Here is a 16973-nt window from a genome sequence, read left to right as displayed (position 1 = left end):
TTTAATTTACACTCTTTACTGTGGCGTTTCCTCTTATCGTTGGTCCTCCGTTTCCCATGATCATTGATTGCATTGGATCCCCTTTACCGCAATTAGTTATCGGCCTTACCGTAAAATCGTTGCCACACGCATCAATTGATTCGAAGAATTTTGGTGCTGTCCCCATGACGATGACGTCCCTTAACATATCAGTAATCTCCCCGTTTTCAATTCGTTGAGCATATTGACATGATATGCTCCAATTGTATCGTTTCATGTCTATTGAGGGAATTTTCATATTTGAGATCAAGTATCCGTGTTTGACTTCTTTGATAATTTCATTTACATCTCTATCTCCGTTACCGATACATGTGCATGCCATTCGTATCAAAGGCATAAATCGATAGTTTGTTGCCCTCATATTTCCTGTTGGTACAGAATCAAAATCCATAGATGTTTCCCTATTTTGCATATGGTTTTTTAAAACCCCTTTCTCAACTAGAGTTGTTTTCTTAGTTTTGATACCTTCGTCATCAAATTGATACCATCCTAAACTTTCTTTTATTGTTGGATCATCAAATACGTTTAGATTCTCTGAACCAATTTTTTCTCCTAGTTTGTTTTTCCACCATGCTCCGCCTGCCCATGCCATCTCTTTTCCTAATACTCTGTCTGCCTCTGATGGGTGTCCTAATATTTCATGTGTGAGTAATGATACAAAATCTGGATTCATTACCACTGTTGCATTTTCTTCTTTTACTGGATTTGCAATTGTTAATTGCGATGCTTTTACTGCAATTTCTTTTGCACTTTTTTGTATTTTGTTTTTATTTGTTAATTGCTCTAATCCTCCTCTTCCTCCTTCTGTAATGTTGACTGATTGAGTTATTCCTGAATCATGAGCTGTTGCAATCATGTCAATAACAGTATCTGTAAAATTCTGTAAAATTTCTGCACCTTCAGTATTCACAAAATATTTTGAATTAATTGTAAACCATGGATTTACAATAGATTTTATAATTTTTGGAACTTTTGAAATAATTTTGTCTGCCTCTAATCCAATTTTTATTATATCTTCTAATTCGGGTTTTTTAATTACCAAATAGTTGACTTTAGATTTATTTGCAAGATTAGGGTAAAGTTTTATTTTATTTTTATTACTGTTCTTACTGCTTTTTATTGAATTATCTATTACATCTTTGATTTGTTCAAATGTTTTTGGATTTGTAATTGAACAAAAATTCCATACGTTTTCTTTGATGATTCTGATGCCTATTCCTTTATCATCGTTCGTTCTTACATATTCTATTGAATTTTTTTCTATTAGTGCTGACTTTCGTTCTTGTTGTTCTGCTCTAACATCGCAATATTGAGCCCCTGACTGTTCGGCATATTTGACTGCTTTATCTGCAAAATCCTGCAATCTTGTATCCATACTCTATGACATTCTGCATGGTTCGTAAATCTTCTGTTATCTAATGGCTTGATATTGCAGGCATGGTAAAATAATACTCATCTTCAAAATCATAATCTGTACTAGATTTTTTGCGTAAAAATTCAAAATATTTGGTACAATTTTCATAAAATTCCTTATTTTTCTCATGTGGTTGTTCCATGATCTATATTCAAAAATATCCATTTTGTTAAGGGTGTGAGGGATTTTAGTTCTGAAAGTTTGTTTTCTTTAAGCAGATTTTAAAGGGGTTTTGGTGTTGTCTGTACCTTCTTTTGGAATTGTAAATGAGAATGTTGCTCCTTGATTAGGAATGCTGTGAACTCTGATTTTTCCTAGATGATTGTCTATGATTCCTTTACAAATGGCTAATCCTAATCCGCTTCCTCCTTTTTCTCTTGTAAGTGAGGCATCTACTTGATAGAATTTTTTGAACAGATCTTTTTGTTTTTCTTCTGGTATTCCTACTCCGTTATCTTTAACAGAAATTTCTATTTCATTAGGATGATCCTGTAGAGTTACATCAATCTTCCCTGAATTTGGCTCAATTGCAATGATACTGTTTTTAATTAGATTTGTGATGACCTGACTAATTCTTTCTGGATCGTGATTAATGATTAAACTTTCAGCATTAGATGTAATTTCAATCTTTTTGAGATCTGTTTCTGGTTGCAAAATTTCAATTGCTTTAGTGATTGTATTCTTGATATCTAATTTTTGTTTTACCATTCGTAATTGTCCTAACTCTAATTTTTGTACATCCAGTAAATCTGAAATAATTGATAACAATGTTTCGGAACTGGATTTAATGATACTAATTCGTTCTTTTTGTTTATCTGTTAGTTTTCCCAAGTGTTCATTAAGTAAAATATCTGCGTATCCTTGAATTGGAACTAGAGGTGTTTTTAATTCATGTGTGATCATTGCAAGAAATTCCTCTTTAGCAATATCTGTCTTTTTAGATTCCTCTTCTTTTTCTTTAATTGTATTTGACATAATGTTGAAGTTTGTAACAAGTTGTCCGACTTCATCTTTACTTGAATATTCTATTTTTTCACCATACACTCCTTCTTTTACTTTGGATAATGCTTTAGATATTGTATTTAGAGGTGATAGAGATTGCCTAATGATAAACAAAACTAAAATGAACACTCCGATGTCTGCCCCTAAGAGAATTTGAATGATAATTTGCCTCTCTGAACCTTGAGAACTTAATTCATCATTCCATGAATTAAGGAACATATCTATTTTTTCAAATAAAATGTTTTTTTCACCAATCATTTTATTTTTTGCTAAATTAAATTCTGGTGATAGCAAAGCCTTTTCTTGTAATATTTCAATTTTTACTTTAATTGCTTCCCATAATGGATCTAAATCTCGTAAAGCTTCTGAATTTTCTCTTGGGATTGGGATTAGTTCCTCATGAGTCATGCCAACTTTTTCTACATCTAAATCTGATGTGGATATTTGCATCAGTTTTCTTAACCCTATTTCAAATTGTAAATTCTTTTTTTCTAGAATTTCTTGAGCATTCTCTCCTTCTCCTATAGAAATGAGAAGACTTTGCTGTCCTATTATTTTTGCACCTTCAGCTAAATCGTTTGCAATTAGTTTGTGTGGATTATAATCTCTGTTTAATTTATCTAGATCTTTGCTTAGTCTGTCTGTTACAAGTACTAGATCTTGATTTTTCTGTAAGACATAATTCATGGCGTTTGTAGCTTCTAAATCAAACACTGATATTTTTTCCACTATTCGTACTTTAGATTTGTAAGATTCCCATGATGATAGAACCTCATTATAATCTGTAATGAGTGGTGTTGGAATTATTTCTAACATATGACCTTTGAAATCTCCTCCGTTTTTAATTACCGATAATGTTGATTGAACTTCTGTAATTTCTTTTTCCAGTTTTTCTTTGTCTTCTAATACGCCGTTTGCAACTGATATAGATAAACCTGAAATTGATTCTGCTTTTACTTTTACATCTCCTGTACCTATAATGGAATATGATTGAGATGTATCTGAATTGTCTTCTTGATATAGTAGAAATAAATTAAAAACTGCTGCAGCGATGAGAATAGATATCAAAATATATGCTTTACTAACTATTTTCATATTGAAAATCACTCATCGTACACTATAAAAATAAAGGGTTAATTTAATTTAATAATACATAATGTCTGAAGAATTCCTTTCAGTTGCAACCAAAGAAGTGACTGATGATATTAATTCTATTGAAAATATTTTAAAATTATGTGTCAATGATGCCGATGTATTCCAAAACGCTTCAAAATTACAAAAACACACTCATAAAATTAAAGGCTTGGCACCCATGATGGGTAAAGAACCTCTTGGTGATTTATCTACTTCATTAGATGATCTTTTTAAAAAAATTATTGACGGTCAGCAGATTGATGGGGTTTTTGATTTGATTCTTGATTCTATACCTCATATGAAAAAATCCATGAATGAAATTGATTATGATTTTAGTCAAATTGATGAGCGAATTAGACAACTTTAGTTAAAATTTGAATAATGTAGTTTTTTAATGTGGTGTCTTAAAGAAAATAAATGGCTAAAATTTTGATTGCAGATGATTCAGATGCAATTCGACTTGTTTTAAAAGATATTTTATCAATCGGTGAACATGAAATTGTTGGTGAGGCAATAGATGGTGCCGAAGCAGTTGTTCTTTATCAGAAATATAATCCTCAAATTCTATTGTTAGATTTGGCCATGCCGAAAAAAGATGGATTTACTGTTGTAAAAGAAATAATTGCATATGACCCTAACGCAAAAATTATTTTGATAACTGCAAGTGATGATCAAAAAATTATTCAACAATGCTTAGAATTCGGTGCATCGTCATACATATCAAAACCCTTTGATTTTAATGGTGTTTTAGAATCAATCAAGTCTTTAATTTGAGAAAGTAAATTAGGGTATTAGTTATCTAAGGAATTGATCTGAAAATTGTCAAAAATTGTAGCTGATACTAGTGTGATTATCAATGGTCAACTTGTATCTCAAATTGAATCTGGAAGTATTAGAAATTTTGAAATCATTATCCCTCAAGCTGTTTTTGATGAATTACAATCTCAAGCATCTAAGAAAAAAGAACAAGGATTCATTGGTCTTGAGAAGATACGAAAGCTAAAATCATTATCTGGAAGTTATGGATTAAATATTGTTGTAGGTGGAACGCATCCTTCTTCAGATGATGTGAAGCTTGCTGGTAGTGGGAGAATTGATTCTCTAATTGTAGATATGGCTAAACAAAATAATGCGATATTGTATACTTCTGATCATGTACAACACTTGGTTGCACAAGCAGGAGATGTTGAAACCGTATTTTTAAAATCTAGAATTAAAAATGAAACTTTAGAATTTTTAAAATATTTTGATTCTGAAACCATGAGTATTCATCTAAAAGAAAATCAATATCCTCTGGCAAAAAAAGGAAAGCCCGGAGCCTTTGTATTGACAAAGTTAAACGATGAACTTCTATCTAAGGACTATTTAGAAATGATTTCAGCACAAATATTGGATATTGTGAACATCTCTGATTCTACTACTCTGGAGATATCTAAAACAGGTGCATCTGTTGTTCAACATGAAGATTATAGAATTGCAATCACTCATCCTCCTTTTTCAGAATCTTTTGAAATTACCATAGTTCATCCAATTGTAAAATTATCTCTTGATGATTATTCTATTTCTGAAAAATTAATGGAAAGGTTCTCAGACAGTGCAGAAGGAATTGTTATTTCAGGTGCTCCTGGTTCTGGTAAGAGTACACTTGCATCAGGACTAGCAAATTTTTATTATAAACAGGGAAAGATTGTAAAAACATTTGAATCTCCACGAGATTTGCAAGTTGATTCAGGAGTAACTCAATACAGTAAACTTGATGGAAGTTTTGATAACTCTGCTGATATTTTATTGCTAGTTAGACCTGATTATACAATTTTTGATGAAGTCAGACGAAGAGAAGATTTTGTTACATTTGCTGATTTAAGATTAACTGGAGTTGGAATGGTTGGTGTTGTTCATGCAAATTCTCCATTAGATGCAATTCAACGATTTATTGGAAAAATTGAATTGGGGATTATTCCAAATGTTTTGGACACTGTAGTTTTTGTTAAAGACGGTGGAATTCAAATGGTGTATGATTTAGAATTAAAAGTCAAAGTTCCAACTGGTATGACTGAATCTGATTTGGCTAGACCTGTAATTGAAATTAGAAATTTTGAGAACGATGTTCTAGAACATGAAATTTACACCTTTGGTGAAGAAAATGTTATAGTTCCAGTTGGAAAAAAAGTTGATAAAATTGGAATAGAAAAACTGGCTGAGGATAAAATCAAGGAAACTTTTAGACGATATGATCCAAATGTTGAGGTTGAAATTTTATCTGATAATCGAGTTAAAGTTATGGTCGATGAACGAAATATTGCATCAATTATTGGAAGGGGAGGCTCAAACATTAATGAAATTGAAAAATTACTCAAAGTACACATTGATGTTGTTGAAAAATCGTCTGATGATTTATCGTTAACATCTAATGATTTGCCATTTAGTTTTTCTGAATCAAAAACTGCAATTTTACTTACTGTGAATAGGGATTTTACTTCAATGCATGCTGATATCTATGCCAATGAAAAATTCATTGCATCAGTTAGAATTGGAAAAAAAGGACAGATTAAAATTCCTAAACGTTCAGATGTTGCAAGAACATTAATGGATTTTTCATCTTCACAAAACGACATTAAACTTTATCTTAAAGATTTTTGAAATTACCAATAATTTTTGGATTGGCTTTTAGAAAAGTAATGAATTTTCTTAATTGTTTAATTGTTTTTGGATTGAGATGGTGTTCAATTCCTTCTGCATCTTGGTTTGCCGTTTCATACCCTACCCCTAAAATTTCAAAAAATTCCAATAGTATTCCATGTTTCTGTCTTATTCCCTCTGCCACTTGCATTCCTTTGTTTGTAAGATTGATTCCATGATATTTCTCATATTCTAAAAATCCATTTTCATCTAGTCTTTGAAGCATTTTGGTGACACTTGGTGCACTAACATGCATGTATCTTGAAATATCTAAAGTAGTTGCATATCCTTTCAACTCTACTAACTCTCCAATAATTTCTAAATAATCCTCCATTCTTGAGCTTGAACGAGTTCTTTCTAATTGATGAGCTGCTTTGATTGAATCTAATCTTTTAGAATCTTTACTTTTCATGTATCTTTGTATCTAAATGGAATCTAGTATAATTGGGTGTCTTTTTGTTGATTTTAGCTACTCTTTGTTGACTTGAATGTGACGTGAGTTGATCTCTGTTTCTTAACTAATTTCTTCTAAATCGAGATTGGAATGGTTGATCCTCTAAAGGAACGTCTCGAAAAATTGAAGAAATTTTCTGATTCTGCTAGACGTAGAGCAAATCTGTATTCTGAAGTGTCTGGAATAGATGATAAACACACTGCACGTTCATTGGGGTCTTTGCAAAAAGCGCCTGCACCAGGTAAAAAACTACAAAAAATAGGATTTCTGATGTTATGGATACCTGAACCCACCGGTGTAACTTGTGCTATTGGAGGACCGATGATAATTGCTGGTAGATATCTTGACAAAAAATACAATGGTTCCACCATTCATGATATCGGTCATCAGACAAAAAATAACATGTCAACAATTAATGATTTTAAAAATTCTGTAATGTGAGTATTTTAGCAAGTTTTTTTAATGGTGACTCATGAGGTTATGTTGAAAGACATGAAACTATCTCCTAAAATGAAAAAAGCTCTAAATGATCAAATTCTTCTTGAAGCATCTGCAACAAACAGCTATCTTGCAATGGCATCATGGTGTGAAGTAACGGGATATCAGGGAGCTGCAGACTATTTTTACGCTCAGTCTGATGAAGAGAGAACACATATGCTCAAAATAGTTCGTTATCTTAATGCACTTGGTACAATTGCAACAGTTCCTGCAACAAAGTCTCCATCTAGTTCTTACAAATCACTTGAAGTACTAATTAACACTGCCCTCAAAAATGAACAAGCAGTAACTAAAGCAATTCATAATATGGTAGAAATTGCACAAAAAGAAAAAGACCATTCAACATATGTTTTCCTTGAATGGTTTGTAAATGAACAAGTACAAGAAGAAACAAAGTTTGAAACAATTTTACAAAAGTTTGATTTGCTTGGTAGAGACAAACTAGGAATAAATGAAATTGATAAATTCCTTGCTACAGAAGCTACAGCTCCATCTGAACCTGCAGCATAGATTTTCTAAAATAATTAATACCTCGTTATTTTCAACTCTTTCATGACAGTTATTATAACAAGAAAGCCAGGTGGTGTAACTCAATTATTCAACACTGAAACTGGTCGAGTCACCTACAAGTGTAAGGCCGAATCAGCATTCATGCTAATTGAAGCTTTTGGAGGAATTGTAAAATTTAATCAAAAAGGATCTATGGCAACTGTTACTGGTCATATTACCTCCCTAAACTCTTGTGATGTCTTAAAGAAAGGGCATTCAGAATACAAAGAGGCATTGACTGTTATTGTTAAGGCACACAAAGAGTTTGCACAAAATGTTTCCAATTCATATCACAAAGATATTCAAGAACTTGAAAACAAATTGTCTGCTCTTTGAGTTTTTTAGTACAAATTATTTTTTTTAAAATCTATTATCCGTAAATCATACAGTGTTCACATTCACAAACCTCTTGCTCTTTTGATTTCTTTAGGCATTTTTTATGTTGACCTGCCTGACATTGTACGCAAATTTCTTCAATGTTATCTACAGTAGTATATTTTTTAGACTGATCAAATCCAAACCCTCCATCTTGCGGTCCTACCATGCATTTACTAAATTGAGGTTCTATTTCTACTTCACTAATTGATTGCTGATTTTATTGCTTCTTGCAAATCTCTCTTATGGGTTTCAATTATTCCACGTATTTCAAAAGTATCAACATATCCGCCAGCTGATGCTCTAGTTGCTTTAAGTAAATAATGTAGAGATCCTTCCTCTATTTTTCCTACATAGTATCCATAAAGAAAATCTAATTCGTCTTTACATTTCCAAATTTGTTTGATTGCTGGAAATGTTTGCTTTATTTCAGTTGGGATTTCTAGAATTCTTCTTTGAATGTATTGATCTAATGATTTTCTAATCGTTGAATCTTGAAACAACTCAAAATCTTATTGATAGTCTTGCATTTTAGTCCTTTTTCTTTTTGTCTTTTTTTAGTTCACCTGGTTTGTCCCACATATGCATAGTACCTCTAACCATGAATGAACCTACAATTATGGCAACTAGTCCTGTGACTATGAACAAAAATAATTTTCCAATATCTTTGATGCTTGCCATATGGTATTCACTCATTGTATCTAATTATAATTGTCTGAGATGAGCAATTAGATTCAATAATGAGTTTAACTACTTCTTCTCAAATGTCTAAAATTAAACAGATTGCAGCCTGGATTGCAATAATTGGTGGTGGGGTTGGATTCTTCTTCTTCTCAATTGAGATGGCTGAATTCATGCGATAGTGTGAAAACTAAATACGTTCAATTTTAAAATATTATTTGTGATAACTAAAGAAATTAAGGATTTTCTTAATTTACAAAAACTTGGATATGTTGCAACTGTGTCCTCTGATGGCAAACCCAATATTTCTCCAAAGGGTACTATTATTGGGTGGTCTTCGGAAACTCTTGCTTTTGCAGATATTCGTTCTCCTGATACAATGAAAAATTTAATTGATAATCCTAATGTTGAAATCAATGTAATTGATCCTCTTCTTCGTAAGGGATACTTGTTTCAAGGACTTGCTAGACTGATAAAAAATGGTGAATTGTATCGAGACATTCTAAACCATTATAGACAAAATGGGATTAAGAGCCCAATTAATTCAATCGTATTAGTAGATGTGTCATATGTGTCTGAAGTAATTTCTCCTTTGTATGATCTTGGAATTTCTGAAGAAGAAATAAAATCAAAATGGAAAAGTCATTTTTCTTCTCTATGATTTATCCAATGATTGTGCAGTTTGTTTAAGACTCTCTAAATCTTTCTTTGTTTTTTCATGTTCCACTCTTTCTTTTTCTAATAATGATTGAACTGTTTCTAATTCTTTCAATGTTGTGTTAAGTTTTGATTTTAGTGATCCTACTACTACACTTGCAGCCTCTATAACTCCTGCTGAACTTTTTTGACTTTTATTGTCTATTCCGATGAATTCTTTTTCAGATGTTGTGAGAATGCTGGGGTCCTCAAAAGTATCTTTTTTATCTAATTCTTGTTTTGCATTGTATAACCTAGAGTTTGCCTCATCTAATTCTTTTTCAACTTCTACTTGTTGCTTTTTAATATTATGTAATGTTGCTTGTTCTTTTTCTATTTGTTTTTTAATTTCATCATATTTTTTTGTAAATTGATCTAATTCTTCTTTTATTTTTGAATGATCTCCTTCAGTCTTGTTGAATTTTTCTACTGATTTTGAATCTTTAATTAATTCTGCTTTTTTGGATTTTTCTCTTGTTTCTCTATATTCTCGTTGAGTAATGTCCAGTTCCATCTTTTTTTGATTAAGTTCTTTTTTTACTATCATTAAACTGCCAACTGTTGAATCGTATTCTTCTTTGACAGTAGTAATTCTCTGAGTAATTTCATCTAATTCTGTTTGTTTTTCTCTAAATTCTTTTTGTAATTTTTCAACTTCTTCTTCAAGTTCAGTTTTTAGTGTTGTTTCTGCACTGTTATCTGGTATGTCTTCTACTTTCTTTTTACCAAAAAATCCCATATCTAATTCCTGATTTTTCCAAAAGATGAACCTTTCTTATGCTTGTTTTACTCGCCATCTGAAAAATTTTAGGTAGAATCCAATACTTCCAATCATAATGCCTGCAATCCATGCAATGGGTCCTAATCCCATCTCATTTGTGCTCTCTTGAGGTGCAAGAAATAGCAATAATGCCCCAAGTATGATTAGTGCAAATCCTCCACTGTTCTTTGATCTGTTATGTTCTCCGTGAACCATGGCTAAACATACTCTGAAAGTGTTTTTGCTACTTGCTTTCGTCCAATGTCTGAAATGAATGGTCCTATTTTTGGTCCTCTTGAGGTTCCAAGTATGATCTGATATAATATTTTAAAGAAATCTTTTGGTTGAACATCGTTTGCTTTTGCAATTTGATAAATTGTATTTTGAATATCTTCTAGTTCTTCATTACCATCTAATGCTACTACAAGTAATTTTAATGCCTTTTTAGCTGTATCATCTAAATCCACTTGAGTTTTTTCTTGCTCATCAAATTCATTTGAATAGTTTCCTGCAAGTTCAATGAGTTTCTCAATTTCAGGTTCTGGATTTTTAATCACTCCGTAGTCTAACAATTTTTTCATTACTCGCTCAGTTCTATCTTCTTTGAAAATTTTTGCTAATTCAATTAATAATCTATAGTTAACATGTGTGCTTGATTGTTTTGGAGGGTTGAGGAGATTTACATATTCATACAATCCTTTGTTTTTTATCAACTTTGCTTGGTTATCCACTTTGATTCGCCCAAAGTAGATGTCTTCTAATTCATTATACTCGCTCATCAATCCTGGAATGTCATCGAATCCTAATTCTCTTGCACCTGTAATTCTCTTGTAAAGTAACAATAGAATTGATTTTGGACTGCCAAATTCTAACCATTTCTGTGCGGTAATTACATTTCCTAGAGATTTTGAAATCTTTTTCCCACCCTTGTCTAAAAACATCTCATACTTTACATGATGGGGATGTGGAAATCCTAAAATCTCATCTGCAACCCAATCATTCACTTTAACTGAATCCATGATGTCTTTTCCATATGCTTCAAATCTGATGTCAAATGCTTTCCATCTTGCAGCAAATTCTACTTTCCAGGCTAATTTACCAAGATCTTTACCAATATCTGCTTCACCTATATGACCACATCCCTTGACCCTCTTTGAGCCAATTTCTGTATCGTGGCAAGTGTATTTTACTTTCTTTTCATCTGCAATGTATTCTGAAGCTTCAGCAGTGTAGAGGCGATTACAATTGGCACAAACTGGAAAATACGGTAGATATTTTTGATATTTTTCTTGTCCTACTAGTTCTGAAATCTTGTCTCCAATTTTTGCACTGTTTTGTAGAATTGTATGGATTTGTTCTTTTAGTAATCCTTGTTTGTAAGTGTCAACTGCTCTTCTGAATTCATATTTTATTCCTACTTTGTCTAATCCTTCTAATAGGATGCTGCTCATGTGCATCCCGTAGGAGTCGTGACATCCATAAGGATCTGGAATTAATGATACTGGTTTTGCAATATGTTCTTCTAATCCAAACTCTTGCATTCCTTCAGGAATTTTTCTTAATCCGTCAAGATCATCTGAATATGCAATTAGTTCTGATTTGTATCCTAAATTTTCTAATGCAAGTTTAACTCCGTATGCTCTTACTGCATCCCCTAAACTTCCAATGTGCGGAATTCCAGAAGCTCCTAATCCACTTTCAACCCTAAGTAGATCTGTATTTCTTCCAAGTTCTTTTTCTCGTTCAAGTAACTCCGAAGCTAATTTGTCAATCCAAGTCCCTTTTCCTATAATTTTTTGTTCAGTCATTTCTTTACTCTAATTCAATGTCTTGGACATGTATGGCCCATATAACGAATACCCTAATTTTTGATAATATTCTCTTGTACCTACTGCACTAATCACTAGAAGTTTTTTAGCATCAAATTCTTCTTTAGATATTTTTTCAGCTTCTTTCATCAAATTCTTTCCTAATCCTGAATGTTGAATTTCATCCTCTTCTTTTTCTCCTAGTTTCAATGATTTTCCATACACGTGAATTTCTCTTACTATGCAAGTGTCTTGATCAATTTCATCTCTATGTGCATCAATACTGGGTTTTCTCAATCTCAAAAATCCATAAATTGATTCATTTTTGTCCTCATATGACAAGAATACTTCTTTTCCTCCAGATGAATCATAATTAATTCTGTTTAGTTTTACCTCTCCTCCATCTATTTTGTTAGTTAATCCTGCTTCTCTACATCTGATACATTTGCAAGACAGTCCTTGTTTTGCAAGATTTTGATGTACGATTTGCCTTAAATTCCCTGATTTTGGCCCTGCGATGATCTCACCTGGGGTTATTTCTCTTTGAATTCTCATAATTCTCACCCATTTTGGAACACTTTTTTTAGCCTCTGTTAGAACTTTGATCATATCTTCATCCGAATATGGTGTGTATTTTCCTTGCTTGTATTCTTCGTATAATGGAGTATTTTCAATAACTAATGATGGATAAATTTTCAACATGTCTGGACGTAATTGCGGGTCTGAAAACAATTTTTTAAAATCAGCAATGTCTTCTTCTGGTTTCATTGTAGGTAACCCTGGCATCATATGTGCAACTAGTTTGTAACCTGCATCTTTTGAAATTTGAAATGATTCTACTACATCATTGTAATCGTGTCCTCTGTTAACTATTTTGTAAACTCGTTCTTGTAATGATTGAACTCCGATCTCAACCCTTGTAATTCCATAACTTAACATTAAATCTACGTGTTCTTTTTTACAGTAATCTGGTTTTGTCTCGATTGTAAACCCTACGTTTCTTATTGACGCATGTTCATTGTTTGATTTTGCTTCCTCTAAATCTTTTGAATCAGTTCCGTTTAATGCATCATAACATGATTTGATGAAATCTTTTTGATAATCTTTTGGCATGAATAGAAATGTTCCACCTACAATCACCACTTCCATTTTAGATGGGTCATGTCCAAACGCAATTAATTTTTCAATCTTTGATGTTATCTGTAATTTAGGATCAAATTCATTTTCAATTGCATTTAATGATGATGGTTCTTTTCCTGTATAGCTATTGGGAGAATTAAATTCAATTCCACCTGGGCAATAAGTACATCTTCCATGAGGACATGCATATGGTTTTGGCATTAATGCCACCACTGATACTCCTGATGCTGTTTTAGCTGGTTTTCTAATCAGTACTTTTTTTAGTTTATCAAAATCTGATTCCTTTGCCATTGATAATATTTCATAATTTTTTGGAATTCTACTTAGTGCATATTTGGTACAAATTTTTATTATTTCTTCTTTTACTTGCTTTTTGCTTGGCTCTTGAATTGTTAGTAGATTCTGAGTAATTTCGTCACATGCTTTGGATGTGATGGGGTCAAGCTTGTTCATGAATGATCTTTTTAATTTGGACATAAATTCGTTAAATAAATTGGTATTTTTGATATCTATTTACGCCTAGCTGTCTTTCTTTTAACTGCCTTTCTAGCTGGTTTCCTCTTTACTACCTTTTTCTTTGCTGCACTCTTTCTAGCTGGTTTTCTCTTTACTATTTTCTTTTTTTCCATTTTCTTTAATTCTGCTATTTCTGTCTGGATTTTTTTAATTTCTTCTTTAATCCCACTTTTAGAATCTAATGCAGAATAAACAAAATTTAGTATTTTACAATGATCAACATTTGGCTCTGTTCTAATCAAAAACAATTCATTTGAATTTATGGGAATACTGATCATTGACACTTTCTCAAAATCTGTGATTGATGCCTTTTCAAGCCCAATTTTGTATGCTAAATTTGTATTTAGATCTCTTTTTTGTAATGCATAATGCATTGACATTTTTGCTTCATCTTCTCCAAATATTTTTTCTATATTTTCCTTATATCCTCCTGCAACTAATTCTCCTTTACTATTTGCTACTGCGGCAAATCTTATCTTGTCATCTAATTTCAATACTTGTTTTGATAATTCATTATAATTTACAGTCAACTTGTTTTCTCTTTTAATTTCTCATGATATATTTGTAGTTTATTTTGAATTCTCATCTATTTTCATTTCTGAATCCCCTTCGCCCTTTTTCTGTTCTTTTCGGTATTCCATTTTTAGCCATATTGGTGTGATGATTGTAGTGACTGCGACCATGATTACAATGGTAGAATATACTTCAGATGTTAGAATTCCTGCTGTAACTCCTACTCCTGCCACAATTAATCCTACTTCTCCTCTTGAAATCATCCCAATCCCAACTCGCATTCCTTGCTGTTTGCTTTTCAAAAACAACATTGCAGGTAATCCACATCCAAATAATTTTGTTACAACTGCCACTATGATTACAACTCCGCTGATTAGTAAAATTTCAAAATTAACTGCTCTTAGGTCTACTTGTGCGCCAATAATTGCAAAGAAGAGTGGAGCAAAAATCAGTCCTATCTTTCCGATATAATTTTCTATTTTATCAAATACCTTGGTAGTTGATAATGCCATACCTACTGCAAATGCTCCTACAATGGGCGATAGTCCTATTGAACCTGCAAGTGCTGCCGCCCCAAAGAACGACGCAGTTGCAATTCCTTCCACACTGCCCTTTGCTTTCCATAGTCTTGGTGTGATAACTTTTGGAATGATAACTACTGCTACAATTAACATTATTGCAAAGAATCCTAATACTTGGAGAATTGTAATTATAACTTCTGTAATGTCAATATTGTCTATTCCTCCATCTGAACCTGCAATTGATGATACTACTGATAATACTGCAATTGCTAAAATATCATCCACGACTGCTGCTCCTATGATTAGTCTGGCTTCTGGAGTTTTTATTTTACCAAACTCACTTAACACTTGAATTGATATTGCAATACTTGTTGCAGTAAGTGCTGTTGCAATTAACATTGATTGTAATGCGTCAAATCCAAACATCTGGAATACTACGAGCCCTGCAAAGAATGGTACTACCACTCCTAATGTTCCAACTGTAAATGATGCCTTTCCTCCTTTAAGAAATTCTTTTGGTGTCATTTCTAACCCTGCCATAAACAAGATTACAATTGCACCCATTTCTCCAAGAATTTTAATTTCATCGTTGATGTGAAGTAGTTGCCTTCCATCAACTACAAAAAATGCTCCTAATGCAAATGGTCCTACGATCATTCCAGCTAGCAATTCACCTAGGACAATTGGAAGTTTTAGTCTGAGGAAAAGCTCTGCCATTAATTTAGCTGCAAATAGAAGTATTCCTACTCCAATTATTGTTTCAATGAATTGAGCCTCAGCCATCTCTCTATATTCATAAAAAAATCTGTCATATAAGGTGATATTTTGTTGAAAATTATTTTACCTTTGTAAAAAACATCTTTTTTCTATATTGATCTTTTGAGGATCTATTTTTCCTCTTTAAGTAACGTTTCAATTATTTCAGTATTAGTACTAATCCAAGTTTTTAGATATGCTGAAAACAAATTCTCTAATTCGTCTATTGGTAACCCCTCAAATCTAGGATCTGCTTGTAGATCTATAAATTGTTCATGAAGTTGTTCTAATGTTATCTTCTGTTCTTTGTTTATTGCTTCTAATTTTTTAACTACTTCCATTACGGTTATTTTTTCATGATTTCTTAAAACTATTGATGGATTCCTAAACCTTTTAAATTCAACTTACGCGATTTTTGTAGAATTTACAAAAACACCTTTCTTGGAAATAATCTGTCCAATTTCCTGACTCGAAATTTTATGCTTTTTGAATATTGATTGGATTCTTGTTGCTTGATTTTTTGGTGCAACTACACAGAATCCTACTCCCATGTTGAATGTCTTGTACATTTCTTCCGGTTTCACTCCTTGTTCTTCAATCAATCCCATGATTGGAGGTATTTTTGGCAGTGTATCTATTTGATATCCTATATTTTTGAGACGCAATAGTTTGGTAAATGCCCCACCTGTAATGTGTGCAAATCCATTAACTTTGCATTTTTTGTTTATCTCTAGAACTGGATTTGTATAGATTTCAGTTGGTTTTAGTAATGCATCACCAATGACTCCAACTCCTTTGACTTTGTCTTTAACTGAATATTTTGTTAATAGTGCTTTTCTTGCAAGTGAGTATCCGTTTGAATGAATGCCTGAACTATTTACGCCAATAATTACATCTCCTGCTTTGATTTTGTTTCCAAGTACCATCTCTTTTTTCTCCAATAATCCTACTACCATTCCTGCTAAATCAAATGCAAATCCATCACCTTCGATGACATCTGGCATGATTGCTGTTTCACCTCCAACAATTGGCATTGCAGATTTTTTAGCACCTGTTACTAGTCCTTCTACTATTTTTTTGAATATTGTCACATCATTTTTGTTTGCAGCGATATAATCTACAAATGAAATTGGTGTTGCCCCGATACAGATTATATCATTAACGTTCATTGCAACACAATCAATTCCTATTGTGTTGTATTTTTTCATCATGTTTGCAATTACAACTTTAGTTCCAACACCGTCTGTATGTGTTGCCAATAATTTTCCACCTGGAATTTCTACAATTCCTGCATAATGACCAAACCCATGTGTCATCTTTGCTTTTTTCTGAAGTTTATGAGTTGATGAAATTAGTTTACCGATGGCTTTTTGACTTTGTTTAATTTTAGAAATATCTACTCCTGCTTTTTTATAAGTTAGAGCCATAGTTTGTTGCG

The 16973-nt window shown here is 32.3% G+C and carries 23 protein-coding genes; 8 read left to right on the top strand and 15 right to left on the bottom strand.

Going from position 1 to position 16973, the window contains the following annotated elements; all coding sequences use genetic code 11:
- Position 1 precedes the first annotated feature (1 nt).
- The 3 genes from ACW9W4_RS09050 to ACW9W4_RS09040 form a co-directional block, all read right to left on the bottom strand.
- Positions 2 to 1414 (bottom strand): TldD/PmbA family protein, encoded by a 1413-nt coding sequence (locus ACW9W4_RS09050; protein WP_457762136.1) that lies wholly within the window; start codon positions 1412 to 1414, stop codon positions 2 to 4.
- 40 nt (positions 1415 to 1454) lie between these two features.
- The gene (locus tag ACW9W4_RS09045) at positions 1455 to 1595 is read right to left on the bottom strand and encodes a hypothetical protein (RefSeq protein ID WP_457762135.1); all 141 of its coding nucleotides are present in this window, start codon (positions 1593 to 1595) and stop codon (positions 1455 to 1457) included.
- A gap of 68 nt (positions 1596 to 1663) precedes the next feature.
- Complete coding sequence (locus ACW9W4_RS09040) at positions 1664 to 3550, bottom strand: HAMP domain-containing sensor histidine kinase (protein WP_457762134.1); 1887 nt, start codon at positions 3548 to 3550, stop codon at positions 1664 to 1666.
- A 61-nt stretch (positions 3551 to 3611) separates the two neighbouring features.
- On the opposite strand from ACW9W4_RS09040, the gene ACW9W4_RS09035 reads away from it, so the two are divergent.
- From ACW9W4_RS09035 to ACW9W4_RS09025, 3 genes are read left to right on the top strand one after another with little or no spacing between them, the layout of a single operon-like run.
- Positions 3612 to 3956 carry an Hpt domain-containing protein gene (locus ACW9W4_RS09035; protein WP_457762133.1) on the top strand — a complete coding sequence of 115 codons (345 nt, stop codon included), beginning with the start codon at positions 3612 to 3614 and terminating at the stop codon, positions 3954 to 3956.
- Positions 3957 to 4006: 50 nt separating this feature from the next.
- Positions 4007 to 4363, top strand: a complete 357-nt coding sequence (locus tag ACW9W4_RS09030; protein ID WP_457762132.1) for a response regulator — start codon at positions 4007 to 4009, stop codon at positions 4361 to 4363.
- A gap of 45 nt (positions 4364 to 4408) precedes the next feature.
- Positions 4409 to 6229, top strand: coding sequence for an ATPase, T2SS/T4P/T4SS family (locus tag ACW9W4_RS09025; protein ID WP_457762131.1), 1821 nt, complete (start codon positions 4409 to 4411; stop codon positions 6227 to 6229).
- Here ACW9W4_RS09025 and ACW9W4_RS09020 read toward each other — a convergent pair.
- On the bottom strand, positions 6216 to 6680 hold the full coding sequence (locus ACW9W4_RS09020; protein ID WP_457762130.1) for a metal-dependent transcriptional regulator: 465 nt from the start codon (positions 6678 to 6680) through the stop codon (positions 6216 to 6218). The two genes, ACW9W4_RS09025 and ACW9W4_RS09020, sit on opposite strands and share 14 nt — an antisense overlap.
- 132 nt (positions 6681 to 6812) lie before the next feature.
- Between ACW9W4_RS09020 and ACW9W4_RS09015 the strand changes: the two genes are divergently transcribed.
- From ACW9W4_RS09015 to ACW9W4_RS09005, 3 genes are read left to right on the top strand one after another with little or no spacing between them, the layout of a single operon-like run.
- Positions 6813 to 7163: a hypothetical protein gene (locus tag ACW9W4_RS09015; protein ID WP_457762129.1), complete on the top strand. Its 351-nt coding sequence runs from the start codon at positions 6813 to 6815 to the stop codon at positions 7161 to 7163.
- Between the two features lie 51 nt (positions 7164 to 7214).
- A complete protein-coding gene (locus tag ACW9W4_RS09010) occupies positions 7215 to 7730 on the top strand; it encodes a ferritin (protein ID WP_457762128.1) in 516 nt (171 codons plus the stop codon).
- A 42-nt stretch (positions 7731 to 7772) separates the two neighbouring features.
- The gene (locus ACW9W4_RS09005; protein WP_457762127.1) at positions 7773 to 8105 is read left to right on the top strand and encodes a hypothetical protein; all 333 of its coding nucleotides are present in this window, start codon (positions 7773 to 7775) and stop codon (positions 8103 to 8105) included.
- A 34-nt stretch (positions 8106 to 8139) separates the two neighbouring features.
- Here ACW9W4_RS09005 and ACW9W4_RS09000 read toward each other — a convergent pair whose 3' ends face one another.
- From ACW9W4_RS09000 to ACW9W4_RS08990, 3 genes are read right to left on the bottom strand one after another with little or no spacing between them, the layout of a single operon-like run.
- The gene (locus tag ACW9W4_RS09000; protein ID WP_179362137.1) at positions 8140 to 8313 is read right to left on the bottom strand and encodes a hypothetical protein; all 174 of its coding nucleotides are present in this window, start codon (positions 8311 to 8313) and stop codon (positions 8140 to 8142) included.
- A gap of 34 nt (positions 8314 to 8347) precedes the next feature.
- The gene (locus ACW9W4_RS08995; protein ID WP_457762126.1) at positions 8348 to 8647 is read right to left on the bottom strand and encodes a hypothetical protein; all 300 of its coding nucleotides are present in this window, start codon (positions 8645 to 8647) and stop codon (positions 8348 to 8350) included.
- A 28-nt stretch (positions 8648 to 8675) separates the two neighbouring features.
- Positions 8676 to 8825: a hypothetical protein gene (locus ACW9W4_RS08990; protein ID WP_457762125.1), complete on the bottom strand. Its 150-nt coding sequence runs from the start codon at positions 8823 to 8825 to the stop codon at positions 8676 to 8678.
- A gap of 59 nt (positions 8826 to 8884) precedes the next feature.
- On the opposite strand from ACW9W4_RS08990, the gene ACW9W4_RS08985 reads away from it, so the two are divergent.
- Together ACW9W4_RS08985 and ACW9W4_RS08980 are read left to right on the top strand one after the other, a co-directional pair.
- A complete protein-coding gene (locus ACW9W4_RS08985; RefSeq protein ID WP_457762124.1) occupies positions 8885 to 9007 on the top strand; it encodes a hypothetical protein in 123 nt (40 codons plus the stop codon).
- Between the two features lie 38 nt (positions 9008 to 9045).
- Entirely contained in the window at positions 9046 to 9486 is a 441-nt protein-coding gene (locus ACW9W4_RS08980) for a pyridoxamine 5'-phosphate oxidase family protein (RefSeq protein ID WP_457762123.1), read from the top strand.
- On the opposite strand, the gene ACW9W4_RS08975 is transcribed toward ACW9W4_RS08980, so the two are convergent.
- The 8 genes from ACW9W4_RS08975 to purM all read right to left on the bottom strand — a co-directional run bounded on the left by ACW9W4_RS08975 (position 9481) and on the right by purM (position 16962).
- Positions 9481 to 10260 (bottom strand): DNA repair protein, encoded by a 780-nt coding sequence (locus ACW9W4_RS08975; RefSeq protein ID WP_457762122.1) that lies wholly within the window; start codon positions 10258 to 10260, stop codon positions 9481 to 9483. The two genes, ACW9W4_RS08980 and ACW9W4_RS08975, sit on opposite strands and share 6 nt — an antisense overlap.
- 36 nt (positions 10261 to 10296) lie before the next feature.
- The gene (locus tag ACW9W4_RS08970) at positions 10297 to 10497 is read right to left on the bottom strand and encodes a hypothetical protein (RefSeq protein WP_179362133.1); all 201 of its coding nucleotides are present in this window, start codon (positions 10495 to 10497) and stop codon (positions 10297 to 10299) included.
- 2 nt (positions 10498 to 10499) lie between these two features.
- Entirely contained in the window at positions 10500 to 12089 is a 1590-nt protein-coding gene (lysS, locus tag ACW9W4_RS08965; protein WP_457762121.1) for a lysine--tRNA ligase, read from the bottom strand.
- 9 nt (positions 12090 to 12098) lie between these two features.
- A complete protein-coding gene (locus ACW9W4_RS08960) occupies positions 12099 to 13682 on the bottom strand; it encodes an elongator complex protein 3 (protein WP_457762120.1) in 1584 nt (527 codons plus the stop codon).
- A 56-nt stretch (positions 13683 to 13738) separates the two neighbouring features.
- Positions 13739 to 14275 (bottom strand): DUF6659 family protein, encoded by a 537-nt coding sequence (locus tag ACW9W4_RS08955; protein ID WP_457762119.1) that lies wholly within the window; start codon positions 14273 to 14275, stop codon positions 13739 to 13741.
- A 39-nt stretch (positions 14276 to 14314) separates the two neighbouring features.
- Positions 14315 to 15562, bottom strand: coding sequence for a cation:proton antiporter (locus tag ACW9W4_RS08950; RefSeq protein ID WP_457762118.1), 1248 nt, complete (start codon positions 15560 to 15562; stop codon positions 14315 to 14317).
- 104 nt (positions 15563 to 15666) lie between these two features.
- Entirely contained in the window at positions 15667 to 15876 is a 210-nt protein-coding gene (locus tag ACW9W4_RS08945) for a hypothetical protein (protein WP_457762117.1), read from the bottom strand.
- A gap of 63 nt (positions 15877 to 15939) precedes the next feature.
- Positions 15940 to 16962, bottom strand: a complete 1023-nt coding sequence (gene purM, locus ACW9W4_RS08940; protein ID WP_457762116.1) for a phosphoribosylformylglycinamidine cyclo-ligase — start codon at positions 16960 to 16962, stop codon at positions 15940 to 15942.
- Positions 16963 to 16973: the final 11 nt, after the last annotated feature.

It is taken from the genome of Candidatus Nitrosopumilus sp. bin_7KS (genome assembly GCF_054095835.1).
The sequence above is the reverse complement of the archived record's forward strand: the minus strand, read 5'-3'. Positions and strand labels throughout refer to the sequence as shown.